The organism is Martelella sp. AMO21009 (genome assembly GCF_053484295.1).
In genome coordinates, this window is sequence record NZ_JBAKFR010000008.1 from 155,150 (window position 1) to 171,344 (window position 16,195).

At 61.7% G+C, this 16,195-nt stretch carries 19 protein-coding genes and 1 tRNA gene; 17 read left to right on the top strand and 3 right to left on the bottom strand.

What is annotated here, in order from left to right; translation table 11 throughout:
* Nucleotides 1–51 precede the first annotated feature (51 nt).
* Nucleotides 52–1,110 (bottom strand): ABC transporter ATP-binding protein, encoded by a 1,059-nt coding sequence (locus V6766_RS12030; RefSeq protein ID WP_448466706.1) that lies wholly within the window; start codon nt 1,108–1,110, stop codon nt 52–54.
* 590 nt (nt 1,111–1,700) lie between these two features.
* Here V6766_RS12030 and V6766_RS12035 point away from each other — a divergent pair.
* Together V6766_RS12035 and V6766_RS12040 are read left to right on the top strand one after the other, a co-directional pair.
* Nucleotides 1,701–2,165 (top strand): excisionase family DNA-binding protein, encoded by a 465-nt coding sequence (locus tag V6766_RS12035; protein ID WP_448466708.1) that lies wholly within the window; start codon nt 1,701–1,703, stop codon nt 2,163–2,165.
* Nucleotides 2,162–2,755 carry a PIN domain-containing protein gene (locus tag V6766_RS12040; protein ID WP_448466710.1) on the top strand — a complete coding sequence of 198 codons (594 nt, stop codon included), beginning with the start codon at nt 2,162–2,164 and terminating at the stop codon, nt 2,753–2,755. The genes V6766_RS12035 and V6766_RS12040 overlap by 4 nt, the downstream gene beginning before the upstream one ends.
* Nucleotides 2,756–2,869: 114 nt before the next feature.
* Here the strand turns inward: V6766_RS12040 and V6766_RS12045 are convergent.
* Both V6766_RS12045 and V6766_RS12050 read right to left on the bottom strand, forming a co-directional pair.
* Nucleotides 2,870–2,959 (bottom strand) — tRNA-Ser (locus tag V6766_RS12045).
* A 39-nt stretch (nt 2,960–2,998) separates the two neighbouring features.
* Nucleotides 2,999–3,376: a hypothetical protein gene (locus V6766_RS12050; protein ID WP_448466712.1), complete on the bottom strand. Its 378-nt coding sequence runs from the start codon at nt 3,374–3,376 to the stop codon at nt 2,999–3,001.
* Between the two features lie 40 nt (nt 3,377–3,416).
* On the opposite strand from V6766_RS12050, the gene rplU reads away from it, so the two are divergent.
* The 15 genes from rplU (at nt 3,417) to V6766_RS12125 (ending at nt 16,041) form a co-directional block, all read left to right on the top strand.
* Entirely contained in the window at nt 3,417–3,731 is a 315-nt protein-coding gene (rplU, locus tag V6766_RS12055; protein WP_448432474.1) for a 50S ribosomal protein L21, read from the top strand.
* A gap of 39 nt (nt 3,732–3,770) precedes the next feature.
* A complete protein-coding gene (rpmA, locus tag V6766_RS12060; RefSeq protein WP_024706188.1) occupies nt 3,771–4,043 on the top strand; it encodes a 50S ribosomal protein L27 in 273 nt (90 codons plus the stop codon).
* A gap of 147 nt (nt 4,044–4,190) precedes the next feature.
* Entirely contained in the window at nt 4,191–4,829 is a 639-nt protein-coding gene (locus V6766_RS12065; RefSeq protein WP_448466714.1) for a GNAT family N-acetyltransferase, read from the top strand.
* On the top strand, nt 4,826–5,380 hold the full coding sequence (locus V6766_RS12070) for a GNAT family N-acetyltransferase (RefSeq protein ID WP_448466716.1): 555 nt from the start codon (nt 4,826–4,828) through the stop codon (nt 5,378–5,380). Before V6766_RS12065 ends, V6766_RS12070 begins: the two co-directional genes overlap by 4 nt.
* 129 nt (nt 5,381–5,509) lie before the next feature.
* Nucleotides 5,510–6,517: a minor capsid protein gene (locus tag V6766_RS12075; protein ID WP_448466718.1), complete on the top strand. Its 1,008-nt coding sequence runs from the start codon at nt 5,510–5,512 to the stop codon at nt 6,515–6,517.
* 27 nt (nt 6,518–6,544) lie between these two features.
* Nucleotides 6,545–7,021 carry a hypothetical protein gene (locus tag V6766_RS12080; RefSeq protein WP_448466720.1) on the top strand — a complete coding sequence of 159 codons (477 nt, stop codon included), beginning with the start codon at nt 6,545–6,547 and terminating at the stop codon, nt 7,019–7,021.
* Between the two features lie 134 nt (nt 7,022–7,155).
* Nucleotides 7,156–8,214 carry a GTPase ObgE gene (obgE, locus tag V6766_RS12085; protein WP_448466722.1) on the top strand — a complete coding sequence of 353 codons (1,059 nt, stop codon included), beginning with the start codon at nt 7,156–7,158 and terminating at the stop codon, nt 8,212–8,214.
* 1 nt (nt 8,215) lies between these two features.
* A complete protein-coding gene (gene proB / locus V6766_RS12090) occupies nt 8,216–9,361 on the top strand; it encodes a glutamate 5-kinase (RefSeq protein ID WP_448466724.1) in 1,146 nt (381 codons plus the stop codon).
* Nucleotides 9,354–10,628, top strand: a complete 1,275-nt coding sequence (locus tag V6766_RS12095) for a glutamate-5-semialdehyde dehydrogenase (RefSeq protein ID WP_448466726.1) — start codon at nt 9,354–9,356, stop codon at nt 10,626–10,628. The genes proB and V6766_RS12095 overlap by 8 nt, the downstream gene beginning before the upstream one ends.
* A 33-nt stretch (nt 10,629–10,661) precedes the next feature.
* The gene (locus V6766_RS12100) at nt 10,662–11,249 is read left to right on the top strand and encodes a nicotinate-nucleotide adenylyltransferase (RefSeq protein ID WP_448466755.1); all 588 of its coding nucleotides are present in this window, start codon (nt 10,662–10,664) and stop codon (nt 11,247–11,249) included.
* Nucleotides 11,246–12,103: a hypothetical protein gene (locus V6766_RS12105; RefSeq protein ID WP_448466728.1), complete on the top strand. Its 858-nt coding sequence runs from the start codon at nt 11,246–11,248 to the stop codon at nt 12,101–12,103. Before V6766_RS12100 ends, V6766_RS12105 begins: the two co-directional genes overlap by 4 nt.
* Nucleotides 12,104–12,213: 110 nt before the next feature.
* On the top strand, nt 12,214–12,636 hold the full coding sequence (gene rsfS, locus V6766_RS12110) for a ribosome silencing factor (RefSeq protein ID WP_033411395.1): 423 nt from the start codon (nt 12,214–12,216) through the stop codon (nt 12,634–12,636).
* Nucleotides 12,637–12,711: 75 nt separating this feature from the next.
* Nucleotides 12,712–13,215, top strand: coding sequence for a 23S rRNA (pseudouridine(1915)-N(3))-methyltransferase RlmH (gene rlmH, locus V6766_RS12115; RefSeq protein ID WP_448466730.1), 504 nt, complete (start codon nt 12,712–12,714; stop codon nt 13,213–13,215).
* Nucleotides 13,216–13,316: 101 nt separating this feature from the next.
* Nucleotides 13,317–14,672: a murein hydrolase activator EnvC family protein gene (locus V6766_RS12120; RefSeq protein WP_448466732.1), complete on the top strand. Its 1,356-nt coding sequence runs from the start codon at nt 13,317–13,319 to the stop codon at nt 14,670–14,672.
* Nucleotides 14,662–16,041 carry a S41 family peptidase gene (locus tag V6766_RS12125; RefSeq protein ID WP_448466734.1) on the top strand — a complete coding sequence of 460 codons (1,380 nt, stop codon included), beginning with the start codon at nt 14,662–14,664 and terminating at the stop codon, nt 16,039–16,041. Before V6766_RS12120 ends, V6766_RS12125 begins: the two co-directional genes overlap by 11 nt.
* The last annotated feature ends 154 nt before the right edge of the window (nt 16,042–16,195 follow it).

Consider the following 16,195-nt stretch of genomic DNA (forward strand, 5'->3'; position numbering starts at 1 on the left):
TCCTTTTGTTCCGTTCCCCTGAATTACCGATGACAAGCGGTAAAGCCGTTATCAAACACGCTGGCCGCTCGCCCTGTCAAAGACGTGAAGCGCATCTGCCTGCGCCTGCACGGTGACATCGTCGTCGGCATCGAAGAAGACGGTCGGCGGCACCCTGATGGTGACCTGCTCGCCGCTTGTCAGCCGAACGTAAACATATGAATCGTCGCCGAGATATTCGGTATAGATCACCGAGCCGGCAAAGCCTTCGTCGACGTGTCCCGCCACGACGGAAAGGCCGTCCGGGCGTGCGCCGATGGTGAGCGCGCCCTCCGCGATGCCGGCCGGGGCCCGTATCGCGCCGGTGCCTGCTATCGCAAGTTTCCCAGCAGTGCTGTCGACATCGAGAAGCGACATCTTCGGCGACCCGATGAACGTCGCCACAAAGGTGTTGGCCGGCGTTTCGAACAGTTCGCGGGGGCTGCCCACCTGTTCGATATAGCCATTGTTCATCACCACGATCCGGTCGGCCAGCGTCATCGCCTCGACCTGGTCATGGGTCACATAGATCATCGTGCCGCCGATATCGCGGTGCAGGCGCGCGATCTCGAGGCGCACGTCGGCGCGAAGGGCGGCATCGAGATTGGAAAGCGGTTCATCGAGCAGAAAAACGTCAGGCTTGCGCACCATGGCGCGGGCAATGGCCACGCGCTGGCGCTGCCCGCCCGAAAGCTGGCGCGGCTTGCGTTTCAGATAGTCCTCAAGCCGCAGCATCCGGGTGACTTCGGCAATGCGCGAGGCGATCTCATCCTTCGAAAGCCCCATCAGCCGTGCGCCGAACGCCATGTTCTCGTAGACATCCATATGCGGATAAAGCGCATAGGATTGAAACACCATGGCGGCCCCGCGCTTCGACGGAGCCACGTCATTCATGACCTTGTCATTGATCGAAAGCGTGCCGTCGGTAATCGGATCGAGGCCCGCGATCAACCGCAGCAGCGTCGACTTTCCGCAGCCGGAGGGTCCGACAAAGATGATGAGTTCACGATCCCCGATCTCCAGATCGATCCCGTGCAGCACTTCCGTTTCCTTGAAGCGCTTGACGATACCCTTGAGTGATAGACGCGCCAAAAACCAGCCCTTCAACAATACCATTAGAATACCAATTGGATCATTGCTGTTTTATCGGAGGCTGTAAAGAGTCAATTCGGAGCGATCGCGTTGTTTTCCGCCCGATTCATAGAACTTCTTTAAGTATCATTGTGTTAGGGGAATTTCGCAGCTGAAGGCCTCGCGATGTTTCCCCGCCGCCGCCGGGAGATGCCGACACGCCCCTCGGCGACAGGAAAGTGCCGCGAGCGTGGCCCTCGATCATTCCCACACAAGACTCTGACGGCCGCACAAGTTGAGGCTGGCTTCCCGTAGTCAATAAGCAGCTGAATTGAAAGGGTGAGCGATCCGAGACATAGGCGAGGTTTTGTACCGGAGACATGGGTAACACTTTTCGCTTTGTGTCGATGCCGCAGAGAGAGGTCGGTTACCTGACTGAAACATGGCCAGGAAGAGGCCGTCAATTATACGCGCAAGGCACCAGTGACAGATGCTCGAGCACCCTTGCAATTTCGTTTGTTTCACTTATTTCGTTTATTTCGAATGATGGTGACGCGTTAGCTCTCGTTTGCTATAACATAGGCGCACCAGTGAACCTCAAGGAGGCTCAAATGCTTGCCCTTATCGACCAGACACAAGAGCCGTTTATAGCTGATGAAGCGGAAGCGGTTATCGCACGAAGCGCTGCCGACAGGATGAAGGCAGTTGCCAGGGCAGAGGAAGATATCAAGATCACGGTAGACGGCGCAGACGACACGAAAATTATCGTCCCGCTGCCCGCGCGCGCTGTGGCAATGATCTACGAAATCCTGGAAGCTATGGCCAACAGAACGCCGGTCTCGCTCATTCCGCATGAGGCGGAACTGACGACACAACAAGCGGCCGATTTTCTCAATGTGTCGCGTCCCTATCTCGTGCGCCAACTTAAGGAAGGCAAGCTCACCTTCCGCAAGGTTGGAAGTCATCGACGCATACGCTTTGGCGACCTCGTTGCTTATGAGAAGGCCTGCAAGTCTGACCAACTGAAGGCACTCGATGATCTGAACGAGGAAGCACAACGTTTGGGCCTTGAATGATATCGACATTCACGGCCTTTATCGACGCGAACGTCTTCTATGGAGCGCGACTTCGCAGCCTCGTGCTTTATGTCGCCCAGACGAAAATCTTCCGCGCGCGATGGTCGGACGATATCCACGAAGAGTGGATCAGGAATCTGCTCAAGAACCGGCAGGATCTGAAGCCGGAAGATCTGGATAGGACGCGTGCTCTCATGAACGCTGCCGTGCCCGATTGCCTCGTCGAAGGGTATGAGGACCTGATTCCGGCCCTTGCACTGCCTGATGAAGATGACCGGCATGTCCTGGCAGCGGCCATTGTCACCCGCGCCAATGTCATCGTCACCTTCAACGAGAAGGACTTTCCGGAAGACGCTATCACCGCCTACCGATTGCACACGAAACATCCCGACGACTTTCTCGTGGACGCTTTCGAACTTGCTCCGGAAGAATTCGTGGATGCGGTGCGCCGGGATTTCACGCACTATGGCGCTCCGCCGCTTGTCTACGAAGATTATATCGACAGTTTGGCGAAGGCAGGGATTCCAAAAACCGCAAAACTGCTCAGGCAATTCAAAATCCTGATGTCGTCGCCAGATGATGATCCGTGAGAGGAAAGTGCCGCAAGCGTGGCCCTCGATCATTCTCACGCAGGACTCTGGCGGCCGCACAAGTTGAGGCCGGCGTTGCGTGCCCGACAAGTATATGAATTTAAAAGATTTTTATGGCGGAGAGGGAGGGATTCGAACCCTCGATACGGTTGCCCGTATGCCGCATTTCGAGTGCGGTGCATTCGACCACTCTGCCACCTCTCCATAAAGTGCCGTGGTCTGCGTTTGAACGCGGGGTGTCTCTTAGCGGGCAAAGGCTTGTCTTGCAAGAGTGAACGCGATGGTTTTTTTGATGTTCGAGGCATGGCGCTGCGCCGGGCATCCGCAGCGAAGGCCCGGCGCTTGATCGCGGATGAAGCGCGCGGCCTCCCTTGCGCGACGCAGCCGTTTTGAAGCGCCAGAGAGGCGGCAAATTTGCCGGCGCGAAAATGCACGGTTTGCGCCCGGGTTTATTGACTTCAGCGCGCGGCTCGCGTATGCACGCTTCCGGACGCGTGTGTCGTTTTGGCGCATGCATTGTTGCGGGCTTGCCCGCATTTCACCGGCAGACCGGGTTTTGAAAAGAATTTCTCTTTGAAATCCCTGCTTTAACCAGACTGACAAAAAGACGGTCGCGCGCATTTGACGGGCAGAACCGGGCGAGAACATGAAAGGTCAAAATATGTTCGCAGTCATCAAGACCGGCGGTAAACAGTACCGCGTCAACGCCGAGGATGTGATCACCATCGAAAAGCTCGATGGCGATGCCGGCGCGAAGATTGAATTTGCTGAAGTGCTGATGGTCGGCGAAGGCGCCGACGCCACGATCGGCGCTCCTTTCGTCAAGGGCGCGCTCGTCAAGGCGGAAGTTGTCGAGCAGACCCGCGGCAAGAAGGTCATCGCCTTCAAGAAGCGTCGTCGCCAGAACTCCAAGCGTTCGCGCGGCCATCGCCAGCATCACACGGTCGTCAAGATCACCGACATCGTCGCCGGCTGATCGATAGAGCAGATTTCGAAGGTTTAAAGGAGAACTCCAATGGCACACAAAAAAGCTGGCGGTTCGTCGCGTAACGGTCGCGATTCTGAATCCAAGCGCCTTGGCGTGAAGAAGTTCGGTGGCGAGAACGTCATTCCGGGCAACATCATCATTCGTCAGCGCGGCACCAAGTGGCATCCCGGCGACAATGTCGGCATGGGCAAGGACCACACCATTTTCGCGAAGATTGAAGGCAACGTGACATTCCGCGCGCGCGCCAATGGCCGCATGTATGTGTCCGTGGCCCCGAAACAGGCAGAAGCAGCGGAATAAAGCCGGTACCGCTTAAAAATTAGCCGGCGTCTCATCGACCCGGCTTAGATTTTCAGGTTACCGGACCTGGATTTTGAAAAGAGAAGGGAAGATGGGACGCCACCATCTTCCCTTCTTTCGTTTCAAAACCAGGAAAGGACCTGAAAAATGCAAAGGGATCTACAAAGGGAGAGCCAATCCCGGCTTTCCAGAGAGCGGCTGCGGCCCGATCAACAAAGGCGGGATTGCCCCGTTCTTCTTTCGCAAAGGCTCGTTTTGAGAGCCCCGCACGAAGATGACATTGACGCCATTGCCCATCTCGCCAACAACGAAAAAATCGCGACCATGGTGTCGCGCATGCCGCATCCCTACACTGCAACAGATGCCGCCAATTTCGTGGAGCGAACCAAAGAGGGCGCGATCGGCAATTGCGTCTATGCCATCACCAAGGCCGACAACGGTGAATTCCTCGGTTGCTGCGGTATCGAGAACATCCCGTATGAGGAGGATATCGTCGAGATCGGCTACTGGCTGGGCGAGCCCTATTGGGGCCGTGGCTACACCACCGAAGCCGTCCAGGTGCTGATCGACATGATCTTCCGCACCCGCAACGAGGTCGACCACATCGATGCCCGTTGCCGGGTCGTCAATGAGCGGTCGCGGCGGGTGCTGCACAAGTGCGGCTTCCAGTTCCAGGGCCCCGGCATGGTGCAGTCGCTGGCCGTCGGCAGCACGGTCTCGGTCGAATGGTACCGGCTCGACCGGCGCAACTGGATGTCGCTGAAGAGCTGGGGAGGTCAACGATGAGCGCGGCGGCCGAGATGCTCGGCGCCTGCCCCATCATCGACACCCAACGGCTGAGGCTGCGGCCGGTCCGAGCCCTGGATGCGGAGCGGATCGCGGGCCTGCTGGCCGATCCGGAGATCACAAGAATGCTCGCCCGCGTGCCGTCCCCCTACACGCTGGAAGACGCGGTCGAGTGGCTGAGCCATGTGGGAAACGACGACAGCTGGCCGGTGGCGATCACCCAGCCGGGCGACGGCGTCGCGATCGGGCTTGTCTCGATCGAGCGGCGGCAGGGCGGCTATCATCTCGGCTACTGGCTCGGGCGCTACTATTGGGGGCGCGGCTTCATGAGCGAGGCGGTATCGGGGCTGACGGAGCGGTTTTTCGAAGCCACAGGAGAAACGCTCCATTCCGGCGCGTTCTCCGACAACCCGGCCTCGCTCAGGGTATTGCAACGGCTCGGTTCCAAGATCACCGGCCAGCGCGAAATCTGGTCGGTCAGCCGCGGAAGGATGACCCAGGAGATCACCACCGCGCTGACGCCGGCGCTGTTCACGCCATACCGGTTCTGATGTCTGGCCGGGCCGTTTCTGCGGCCCGGCCTTTTGCTTGCCACCGGCCCGCAACCGCCCACCCTTTTCCTCTCCCCTCCGCACCCGCATTATTCTCATTGCCGTTGTTCAACCTGAAAGGACACCGGCATGGCCATGCGATATGAAGAACCGGCAATCAGAAACAGCCGCGCCTACCGGTTGGCCTTCGAGCAATATCTTCGCTACGGAACCGCGATCCGGCTTGAGGGAAAGGCGGAAGAGCATTCGACAACGCACTATATCTGGCGCACGCAAGAAGATGACCGGGTTCGCCCCTCGCACCGGGCGAATAACGGCAATATCTACGCCTTCAACAACCCGCCAGCGACGGGTAACCCGGGCGAAGCCTATGGCTGTCGCTGCTGGGCCGAACCCTATGATGTATCTGCGGGAGAATATTTCGATACTGAACTATCCGGCATTTCGGACGCCGCCAATCAATGGCGGTGGTGGCAGTTCATCAATTGGTACTTCAGAGGAAACGGGGAGCCACTAGCGGTACGCGAAACGGGATATCTGTCCGAAATCGTCAATCGGTTTCGGCAGGAGGCTATCGACGACCCAAAGCGTTTACCTGGTCAGATCGCTGATGCTGCACGCTCTGCGAGAGAGGGGAATTTCAGCTACGAATTCGACGGCAACTACGAAATGCAACAGATTGTTTTCAGTGTTGGAACCACGACAATCCGTGGAAGGGTCAATGGAAGCTGTCGCAAAGAAGCCGATATGCTCGAACTTCGAGGCGCCATCGCGTTTGAACTGGCTGATGTTTTTCGCGATCCATATGATGCCGGGAGTTATTATGAACTGTTGAACGAAGCGGCAACCATTATTGTTGATGCTATCGCGGGCGGATTGCACGACGCCGCTGAGATTGCCGGCCACGTTTCTGCCCGACTTGGCAACGGCAACCGGACGCTTGTTACCCTTATTCTGGAAATGACTGAATCTGCATTGAGGGACAGCAACCGCTTCTATCAGGATTTCCTGGACTTCATGCCGACAGAAGTTTTTCTGGCCACGCCCTATGCTATTATCGACCAATGGAAGGGCAACTTTAGAGGGCGGGTTTCGATTGAACGCAGCGCGAGCCGATATTTTGACAAGCGGCGGTAAACTTTCTTCATGCAGGCGTCTTGCACCGTGATGTCGGCCAAGCGACAGGCCGTGCTGGCCGTTTCCGTCATGGCCTGCTGCATATTGCTGCTGACGATGCTCGGACGCTCGACATGCATCGTGTTGCCCAACGGCTATATGATAGGGCATGCTTCGATCATACCGTTGTACCGGCGGTTTTTCTTCGAGAAGGCCATCTGGAACTCGGAAGGGGATCTTGTGGCCCGAACAAGCCACATGGTTCTCTTCGAGCGCCACCCTTCAGACCCCGACATGATCGTCATGCTTTATCCGGGCGGGCGAACCACCATGGATGGCAGGGTCATCATGCCCCTGATTTACAATGAAAGCTTCGACGGCAGATGGAATGACGAACGGCATCCTTTGGGGGGCAGCATTGTTTCCATCGGCCTGGAGCTCATTTATGAAAGACTGAAGCAAGACCGCCGGTTCGAACATCGCTATTGCCATCCACCGCTCATAAGCTTCCATCCGGTTGATTGATGACGCTAAAACGTCGGCGTCGGCGTCGGCGTCGAACCGGACATCCCGCGACGGGCTTTTTCACGATAATCTTTGACCTTCGCCCGCATGGCCTATATCGATGCGGCAATCACTCAAACTGAAGCGACGGAACGATGAAATTTCTCGATGAGGCAAAGGTCTATATCCGCTCCGGCGATGGCGGGGCGGGCTCGGTGTCGTTTCACCGCGAGAAGTTCATCGAGTTCGGCGGCCCGGATGGCGGCGATGGCGGACGCGGCGGCGATGTCTGGGTCGAGGCCGTCAACGGGCTCAACACGCTGATCGATTTCCGCTACCAGCAGCATTTCAAGGGCGCGACCGGCGGCCACGGCATGGGCCGCAACCGCACCGGCGCCAAGGGCGAGAGCGTGACGCTCAAGGTTCCCGTCGGCACCCAGGTGTTCGAGGAAGACAAGGAAACGCTGATCTGCGACCTGACGCGCGAAGGCGAGCGTTACCGGCTGGCCGCCGGCGGCAATGGCGGCTTCGGCAATGCCCATTTCAAATCCGCGACCAACCAGGCCCCGCGCTGGGCCAATCCCGGCCTTGAAGGCGAGGAAAAGACGATCTGGCTCCGGTTGAAGCTGATCGCCGATGCCGGGCTCGTGGGCCTGCCGAATGCTGGCAAGTCGACCTTCCTTGCGACCGTCACAAGGGCGCGGCCGAAGATCGCCAATTACCCGTTCACCACGCTGCACCCCAATCTCGGCGTTGCCAGCATTGACGGGCGCGAGTTCATCCTTGCCGACATTCCGGGCCTTATCGAAGGCGCGCATGAGGGCGTCGGCATCGGCGACCGCTTCCTCGGCCATGTCGAGCGCACCCGCGTGCTGCTGCATCTGGTCTCAAGCCTCGAGGAGGATGTCGCCGGCGCCTATCGGACCGTGCGCAAGGAGCTCGAAGCCTATGACGCCGAGCTTGGCGCAAAGCAGGAAATCGTCGCGCTGTCGCAGGTCGATATCCTCGACCCCGACACGCTTGCGGAAAAGAAGGCGGCGCTGGAACAAGCCTGCGGCGGGCCGGTGCGCGCCATTTCCGCGGTTGCCCAGATCGGCATGACCGAGGTGCAGCGCGAGCTTGCCGCCATTATCCGCGCCGAGGAGGCCCGCCTCGGGCTTGCGGCCCCCGAACCTGCCGAGGACAAGGGCCGCCACGACAAATGGGAGCCCTGACATGAGCGGGCGTACGCTTGCCCATTATCGCCGCATCGTCATCAAGATCGGTTCGGCGCTGCTGGTGGATGGCCGCACGGGCCTGAAGCGCGGCTGGCTTGAAAAATTGTCCGCCGATATCGCCGGGCTCAAAGCGGCCGGCGTCGAGGTGCTCGTGGTGTCCTCCGGCGCGATCGCGCTCGGACGCACCGTGCTTGGCGCGCCATCGGGTGCGTTGAAGCTGGAAGAGGCGCAGGCCGCGGCCGCCGTTGGCCAGATCGGCCTTGCCGGCGCATGGACGGAAAGCCTTAAAACGCATGGCATCATCGCCGGGCAGATCCTGCTGACGCTGCAGAATACCGAGGAGCGCAGGCAATATCTCAACGCCCGCGCCACGCTCCGGCAATTGCTGAAGCTCGGCGCCGTGCCGATCATCAACGAGAACGACACGATCGCCACCAGCGAGATCCGCTATGGCGACAATGACCGGCTGGCCGCCCGCGTCGCCACCATGATCGGGGCCGATCTTCTGGTGCTGCTGTCCGACATTGACGGGCTCTACACCGCCCCGCCGCATCTGGACCCCGATGCCCGTTTCCTCGCGGAAATCGAGGCGATCACGCCGGAGATCGAGGCGATGGCGGGCGGAGCCGCCTCCGAGCTGTCGCGCGGCGGCATGCGCACCAAGGTCGAGGCCGGCAAGATCGCGACCGCCTCCGGCTGCGCCATGATCATCGCGTCGGGCAAGATCGATCATCCTTTGCAGGCGATCGCGGACGGCGCGCGCCATTCGATCTTCCATGCCGCGCGCGCGCCCGTCAGCGCCCGCAAGACCTGGATCGCCGGCCAACTTCTGCCCGCCGGCACGATCCATATCGATGACGGCGCGGTCGCGGCCTTAAAGCGCGGCAACAGCCTGCTCGCCGCCGGCGTCACTGCGGTTGACGGGCACTTTTCGCGCGGCGACACTGTCGCCATCGTCAACGCAAAGGGCGGCGAGATCGCCCGCGGGCTTTCAGGCTATGACAGCGACGAAGCCCGGATGATCGCAGGTGAGAAGAGTGCCAGCATCGAGGCGATCCTGGGCTATCCCGCCCGCGCCGCGATGGTGCATCGCGACGACCTCGTAATGTCGGCCGTAAAACGGGAAGGATCAGCCCATGCTTGATCAGGTTCAGGATGTGAAGACCACAATGGCCGATCTCGGCCGCCGCGCCCGCAAGGCAGCAGCCGCGCTCGCGATTGCGCCAACGGAAACCAAGAACGCAGCACTTGCCGCCATGGCCGATGCGATCGAGGCGAACCGCGACGCCATTCTTGCGGCCAACCGGCAAGATGTCGCCCGCGCGAAGGAAAACGGTGTGGCCGGCTCCTTCATCGACCGGCTGGAGCTGAACCCGGACCGGATCAACGCGATGGCCGACGGCATCCGCGCGATTGCCGCGCTCGCCGATCCGGTCGGCGATGTGATCGCCGCCTGGAAGCGGCCCAACGGGCTGAAGATCGAGCGCGTGCGCACACCGCTCGGCGTGATTGGCGTGATCTATGAAAGCCGCCCCAATGTGACGGCGGATGCCGGCGCGCTGTGCCTGAAGGCCGGCAACGCCGTGATCCTGCGCGGCGGCTCGGATTCGGCGCAATCCTCCGGCGCGATCCATGCAGCGCTTACCGCCGGCCTGAAAAAGGCCGGCCTGCCGGAGGACGCGATCCAGATCGTGCCGACCACTGACCGCGCCGCCGTCGGCGAAATGCTCACCGGCCTTTCCGGCAATATCGACGTGATCGTGCCGCGCGGGGGCAAGAGCCTCGTCGCGCGCGTGCAGTCGGAGGCGCGCGTGCCGGTCTTCGCCCATCTGGAAGGGCTCTGCCATATCTATGTCGACAAATCCGCCGACCTCGACATGGCGCGCGAGATCGTGGTCAACGCCAAGATGCGCCGCACCGGCATTTGCGGGGCGGCCGAGACGCTACTGATCGACCGCGCGGCCGCCGAGAAATTCGCCACCCCGCTGATCGAGGCGCTGGAGGCCAAAGGCTGCCTGGTGCGCGTCGACCACGACATGATCGACTATGCCCGGGGCCGCGACGAGGCCAGCGAAGACGACTGGACGACCGAATATCTCGACGCGATCATCGCGGTGAAGCTGGTGGACGGCATCTCCGGGGCGATCGAACACATAGGAAAATATTCCTCGCATCACACGGAGGCCGTGATCGCCGAGGACCCGGAGGTCGTCGCCCGCTTCTTCAACGAGATCGATTCCGCAATCCTGCTGCACAATGCCTCGACCCAGTTCGCCGATGGCGGCGAGTTCGGCATGGGCGCAGAGATCGGGATTGCCACCGGGAAGATGCATGCGCGCGGGCCGGTCGGCGTCGAACAGCTCACCTCGTTCAAATATCTGGTGCGCGGCAGCGGCCAGACGCGGGCCTGAGGCTTGTCGGAGATCGCGCGCCGCCACCTCGTCATGCCGCCTTTGCAGCCCGGCATGACGGTCGGGCTGTTCGGCGGCTCGTTCAATCCGCCGCATGAGGGCCATCTTCTGGTGGCCAAGCTCGCGCTTCAGCGGCTCGGCCTCGACCAGCTCTGGTGGCTGGTCACGCCCGGCAATCCGCTGAAAAGCGGTAATGGCCTCGCCCCGCTCGCCGAGCGGCTGGCGCTTTCGGACACCATGGCGCGCGATCCGCGCATCCGGGTAACGGCGATCGAAAGGACGCTTGGCACGGCCTATACCGCCCGCACCATTCGCCACATCATCCGCCGCAACCCGGCGGTGCACTTCGTCTGGATCATGGGCGCCGACAATCTCGGCGATTTTCACCGCTGGCAGGAATGGCGGCGGATCGCGGCGACCGTGCCGATTGCCGTCATCGACCGGCCGGGGGCGACGCTGACCTATCTTTCGTCCAAGGCGGCGCGCACGCTCGACAGGGCCCGCGTGCCCGAGCGCACGGCGAGAGCGCTGCCGCGGATGGAGCCGCCGGCCTGGACCTTCATCCACGGCCCGCGCTCCGCCGTTTCCTCGACCGCGCTCAGACAGGAAAACAGAAGATGAAGCTGGAGATCGTCGCCGACATCACCGATCCCGGCAAGCCCGGCGGGGCGAGCGACGACCGCTATGGCTGGAACGAAAATGCGGTCTTCGTCATCGACGGCGCGACCGGCATCGGCGAGCGGGAAATAATGCCCGAAGGCGACGCCGCCTGGCTTGCGGCCCATGCGGCGCGAATGTTCGCCGCCGCAGGAGACGAGCCCGTTGCCGAGACCGTCGCCGCGATCAACGCCTCGGCGCAAGACCTCTATTTTACCGCCGCCGGCTCCGACGACCTGCCGCGCTACATGTGGCCCGCCGCCGCCTTCCAGATGTTGCGGATCGAGGGCGACCGCCTGGTTTCATACGGGCTCGGCGATTGCCGGCTGTTTCTTGAGGACGCGGTCGGCCATGTGTTCGACACCACGGCGCTGAAGGGTAATCGCGAGAAGGAAATCGCCGCCGCCCGCGCCCATCTCGAACGCATCGGCGGCTTCAAGGGCGCCGCCGATATCGCCGGCGATGCCGAGACCGTGGCGATGCTGCGCGCCGGCCGCGCCCGCCAGAACACGCCGGATGGACATGTTTTCACCCTTGGCCTCGTGCCGGCGGCGGCGGACCATATCGTCCGGGAAGATTGCGGCCTGAAAGCGCCGGTGCGCGGCCTGCTGTGCTCGGATGGCTTTGCCGCCCTTTGCGACAACTACGACGCGTTTTCCCCCGCCGGCCTGATCGACGCGGCCTTCCGCGACGGGCTCTCACCGCTTCTTGAACGCCTGCGCCAAATCGAGCGCATCGACGATCCCGAAGGCGAGAAATTCCCGCGCTACAAGGTCAGCGACGACGCCGCGGCAGTTGCCTTCCGGATCCTCCCCTGACGTCGCCGCTCAAATTTGCGCAGGAAAACCCTTGCAACAGGCGACCTTTGGCATCACCTTTATAGCCAGCGGCCCGCCGGAGTGACGAGTCGCATTCGTGCTTGGTCCGGATGAAAGGAAGAACCCTGACAACATTGCACGCGAAGGGCGCGGATACCGCGCCGCAGAGCAGCAGAAGCGACGCCTATGCCGCCGATGAGGCTCTTGCCACCGTCCTCGCCAGCCTCGAGGATTCGAAGGCAGAAGATATTGTGACCATCGACATTCGCGGAAAATCGGCTCTCGGCGACCATATGGTGGTTGTCTCCGGGCGCTCGAACCGTCACGTCATGGCGATTTGCGACCATCTGGTCAAGGACATCAAACAGTCGGGCGCCGGCACGCCCAAGGTCGAGGGCCAGGAGTCCGGAGACTGGGTGCTGATCGACACCGGCGACGTGATCGTCCATGTGTTCCGGCCGGAAGTCCGCGAATTCTACAATATCGAGAAGATGTGGTCGGCGCCTGAAATGAACGAGGCGCGCCTGCACTAGCAGCAAGCTGCCAAGAGCCGGCGTGAACTGCCCCAACGGACCGCGCGGTGCAGGACGCACTGCGCGACGCGGTTGTTGCGGGCCGAAAGAAAAGCATATGCAGATCGGCATTTCGCGGTCGGCCGCCTGAAATCCGGCCCGGAGAAGGAGCTTGTCGCCCGTTATCTCGACCGGCTGAAGAAGACCGGCAAGGCGCAGGGGCTCGACTTCTCGAAGGTCACCGAGGTCAATGAGAGCCGCGCCGGCAACGCCGCAACCCGCAAGCGGGAGGAGGCGGCGGCGCTTGAGGCCGCGATCTCCGGCGATACCGTGCTGGTGCTGCTTGACGAGACCGGCAAGTCCTTCGACAGCGTTGGCTTTGCAGCCCAGATCGAGAAATACCGCGATGCCGGCAAGCGCGAGATGATGTTCGCGATCGGCGGCGCCGACGGGCTTGATCCGGCGCTTTCCGACCGCGCCGATCTCATCATCAATTTCGGCGCGATGACTTGGCCGCACCAGATCGTGCGCATCTTGCTTGCCGAGCAGCTCTACCGCGCCGTGACCCTGCTTTCCGGCCACCCCTATCACCGCGCCTGACCCCTGGCGGGAACCATCAAAATTTTGTGTGTTCTGGTGATCTTGTTATTTCGTTAATCTGTCCGCGATCTAAATCCACTTTTCCTCGCGCGGAAACGGACATGGCGGCAATCAGATCATTGCGGATCATCCTCGCCTGCGGCATCGCCGCCTGGGCCGCGCTCGCCGTCGCGCAGGAGCCGACCGCCGGATCGGCCGAACTGGTCGACAGGCTTTCAAACGAGCGTTCCGAAAAGGCGGTCGAGCTCGACCAGATCGAAAACTCGATCGCGCTTTCGAAGGAAAAGATCGCCTCGCTTACGGCCGAGATCGACGCCCTTGCCGGCGATACCGCAAGCCTGAAGGAGGCGCTCGTGGCCTCGGCCGAGCGTCGGCGCGGGCTGGAGGAACAGATTGCCGCGGCCGAAACCCGGCTTACCGAACTTTCCGACCAGGAGGAGGCGCTGAAAGCCTCGCTCAATGCCGAGCGCGATGTGCTGGCCGATGTGCTCGCAGCGCTTCAGCGCATGGGCCGCGATCCGCCGCCGGCCCTTCTGGTCGCCCCCGGCGATGCGCTCGATTCGGTCCGAAGCGCCATCCTGCTGAACGGCGTGGTGCCGGAAATGCGGGCGAGGATGGAGACCGTGCTCGCCGACCTGACATCGCTGCGGACGGTCAAGGCCGAACAGCAGCAGGCCCGCGACGGGCTTGCGGCCGATCTCGACAGCCTTGCCGAGGAAAGACGGCGCATGGACCTGTTGATCGCCGAAAACGAGAGATCCCGGGAAACCAGCGCGGAGCAGCTCGAAGCCGAGCGCCGCCAGGCCGAACTGCTGGCCGCGCGCGCGACCGACCTCAACGGCCTGATCGCAAGTCTCGAAACCGAAATCACCTCCGCCCGCAACGCCGCCCTTCTGGCGCGCCAGGAGGCCGAGAAACGCAGGCAGTTGACCGAGGCGCAGCAGATCGAGGCGCGTCAGCGCGCGCTTTCTTCCACGCCCGATAAAAACCGCATTACGCCTGCATATCCATTCTCTGATCTGAAAGGCCGTCTGATCCTGCCGGTTTCGGGTGAAATCCTCCGCCGCTACGGCGATCCGGACGGAACGGGCCATACGGCGACCGGAATGACCATTGCGGCGCGACCGGGCGCGCTCGTCAGCGCCCCCGCCGACGCGACGGTGGTTTACGCCGGGCGCTTCAGAAGTTACGGAGAGATGGTCATTCTCAATGTCGGCGACGGATACCATGTCGTCATGACCGGCATGGAGGATCTCAAGGTTCGCCAGGGCGATTTCATATTCTCCGGCGAGCCGCTGGCCGAAATGGGCACAAGACGGATCGCGAGCGCCGCGACAATGGCGCTGGAAACGGACAGGCCGACACTCTACATTGAGTTCCGACACAATGGGAAGCCGGTCGATTCTCAACCCTGGTGGGTGGACAATATTGATGGAAAGGCACGCAATGATACGTAGGGCAACGCTTCTGCTGGCAGGCGCCGCACTGGGCGCAGCGGCGACCGGCATTCTGGTTTCGGCCGATATACCGGCGCGCGCGGCCGGCGACGATTCGACCTACCGCGAAATGTCGCTGTTCGGCGACGTGTTCGAGCGGGTGCGCAGCCAGTATGTTTCGCCGCCCGACGAACAGAAGATGATCCAGGATGCGATCAACGGCATGCTGAGCGGGCTCGACCCGCATTCGAGCTATATGACGGCGGAAGAATCCGAAGAGATGCGCGACCAGTCGAAGGGCGAATTCGGCGGGCTCGGCATTGAGGTGACGATGGAGGATGACGTCGTCAAGGTCGTCGCGCCCATCGATGATACGCCCGCCTCCAATGCCGGCGTGCTGGCCGGCGACAAGATCGTCGAGATCGACGGCGAAAGCGTGCGCGGCCTTTCGCTCAACGATGCGGTCGACCGCATGCGCGGCGAGGTCGGCGAACCGATCGACATCACCATTCTGCGCGACGGCGTGGCCAAGCCGATCGAGATGACGATCGTGCGCGGGGTGATTCCGGTGCAGTCGGTCAAATGGCGCGTCGAAAACGACGATATCGGCTATATTCGCCTCACCACCTTCATGAACGAGAAGCTGGACGAAAGCCTGGTCGAGGCGATTGACGAGATCAAGAAGGAAGTGCCGGAAGACAAGCTGAAGGGCTATATTCTCGACCTCCGTCTCAACCCGGGCGGCTTCCTCAATCAGGCCGTCGCCGTGGCCGATACTTTCCTTGACGAAGGCGAAGTCGTTTCCACCCGTGGCCGCAATTCCAGCGAGACCCGCCGCTTCGACGCCGGCCCCGGCGATCTCACCGACGGCAAGCCGCTGGTGGTGCTCGTCAATGGCGGTTCGGCATCGGCGTCCGAAATCGTCGCCGGCGCGCTGCAGGACCTGAAGCGGGCAACGCTCGTCGGCACCCGCACCTTCGGCAAGGGTTCGGTCCAGACCATCGTACCGCTCGGCTCGGAAGGCTCGCTGCGGCTGACCACGGCGCTCTATTACACGCCGTCGGGCACCTCGATCCAGGGCACCGGCATCAGCCCCGACATCGTCGTCGAGCAGGTGCTGCCGGAAGACCTCGAGGGCCTGATCCGTCCGGAAGGCGAATCCGCGCTGCGCGGCCATATCCAGGGCGATGCGGAAACCGACGAGGGTTCCGGCTCGGTCGCTTATGTGCCGCGCGAGACCGAGGACGACGTGCAGCTGAAATACGCGATCGACCTGCTCGAAGGCAACGTCACCGACGACGCCTTCCCGGCCGATCCGGAAAAGGCCGTCCAGGAGCTCCAAGCCGCCAAGGCGCCCGAGCCCGAAAAGGAAATGGAAGACGCCCACTGAGGCGTTGCCGCGAACAGGAGGCCGGGGCACGCTCCGGCCTTCTGGCTACTGACAAAGCGCCGGACGTTGACCATCGTGTGTCATCGGCCCTTCGTTCTTGTGTCATCAACTCTGTTGGATGATTTTCTCTCTGAACCTTGCATTGAGGGTCACG

Bases quoted from the DNA above. Each gene is read 5' to 3' on its own strand.
- V6766_RS12035 (WP_448466708.1), top strand. From the start codon at position 1,701: ATGCTTGCCCTTATCGACCAGACACAAGAGCCGTTTATAGCTGATGAA.
- V6766_RS12040 (WP_448466710.1), top strand. From the start codon at position 2,162: ATGATATCGACATTCACGGCCTTTATCGACGCGAACGTCTTCTATGGA.
- V6766_RS12050 (WP_448466712.1), bottom strand. From the start codon at position 3,376: ATGCGCGCGACCGTCTTTTTGTCAGTCTGGTTAAAGCAGGGATTTCAA.
- rplU (WP_448432474.1), top strand. From the start codon at position 3,417: ATGTTCGCAGTCATCAAGACCGGCGGTAAACAGTACCGCGTCAACGCC.
- rpmA (WP_024706188.1), top strand. From the start codon at position 3,771: ATGGCACACAAAAAAGCTGGCGGTTCGTCGCGTAACGGTCGCGATTCT.
- V6766_RS12065 (WP_448466714.1), top strand. From the start codon at position 4,191: ATGCAAAGGGATCTACAAAGGGAGAGCCAATCCCGGCTTTCCAGAGAG.
- V6766_RS12070 (WP_448466716.1), top strand. From the start codon at position 4,826: ATGAGCGCGGCGGCCGAGATGCTCGGCGCCTGCCCCATCATCGACACC.
- V6766_RS12075 (WP_448466718.1), top strand. From the start codon at position 5,510: ATGGCCATGCGATATGAAGAACCGGCAATCAGAAACAGCCGCGCCTAC.
- obgE (WP_448466722.1), top strand. From the start codon at position 7,156: ATGAAATTTCTCGATGAGGCAAAGGTCTATATCCGCTCCGGCGATGGC.
- proB (WP_448466724.1), top strand. From the start codon at position 8,216: ATGAGCGGGCGTACGCTTGCCCATTATCGCCGCATCGTCATCAAGATC.
- V6766_RS12095 (WP_448466726.1), top strand. From the start codon at position 9,354: ATGCTTGATCAGGTTCAGGATGTGAAGACCACAATGGCCGATCTCGGC.
- V6766_RS12100 (WP_448466755.1), top strand. From the start codon at position 10,662: ATGCCGCCTTTGCAGCCCGGCATGACGGTCGGGCTGTTCGGCGGCTCG.
- V6766_RS12105 (WP_448466728.1), top strand. From the start codon at position 11,246: ATGAAGCTGGAGATCGTCGCCGACATCACCGATCCCGGCAAGCCCGGC.
- rsfS (WP_033411395.1), top strand. From the start codon at position 12,214: ATGAAAGGAAGAACCCTGACAACATTGCACGCGAAGGGCGCGGATACC.
- V6766_RS12120 (WP_448466732.1), top strand. From the start codon at position 13,317: ATGGCGGCAATCAGATCATTGCGGATCATCCTCGCCTGCGGCATCGCC.
- V6766_RS12125 (WP_448466734.1), top strand. From the start codon at position 14,662: ATGATACGTAGGGCAACGCTTCTGCTGGCAGGCGCCGCACTGGGCGCA.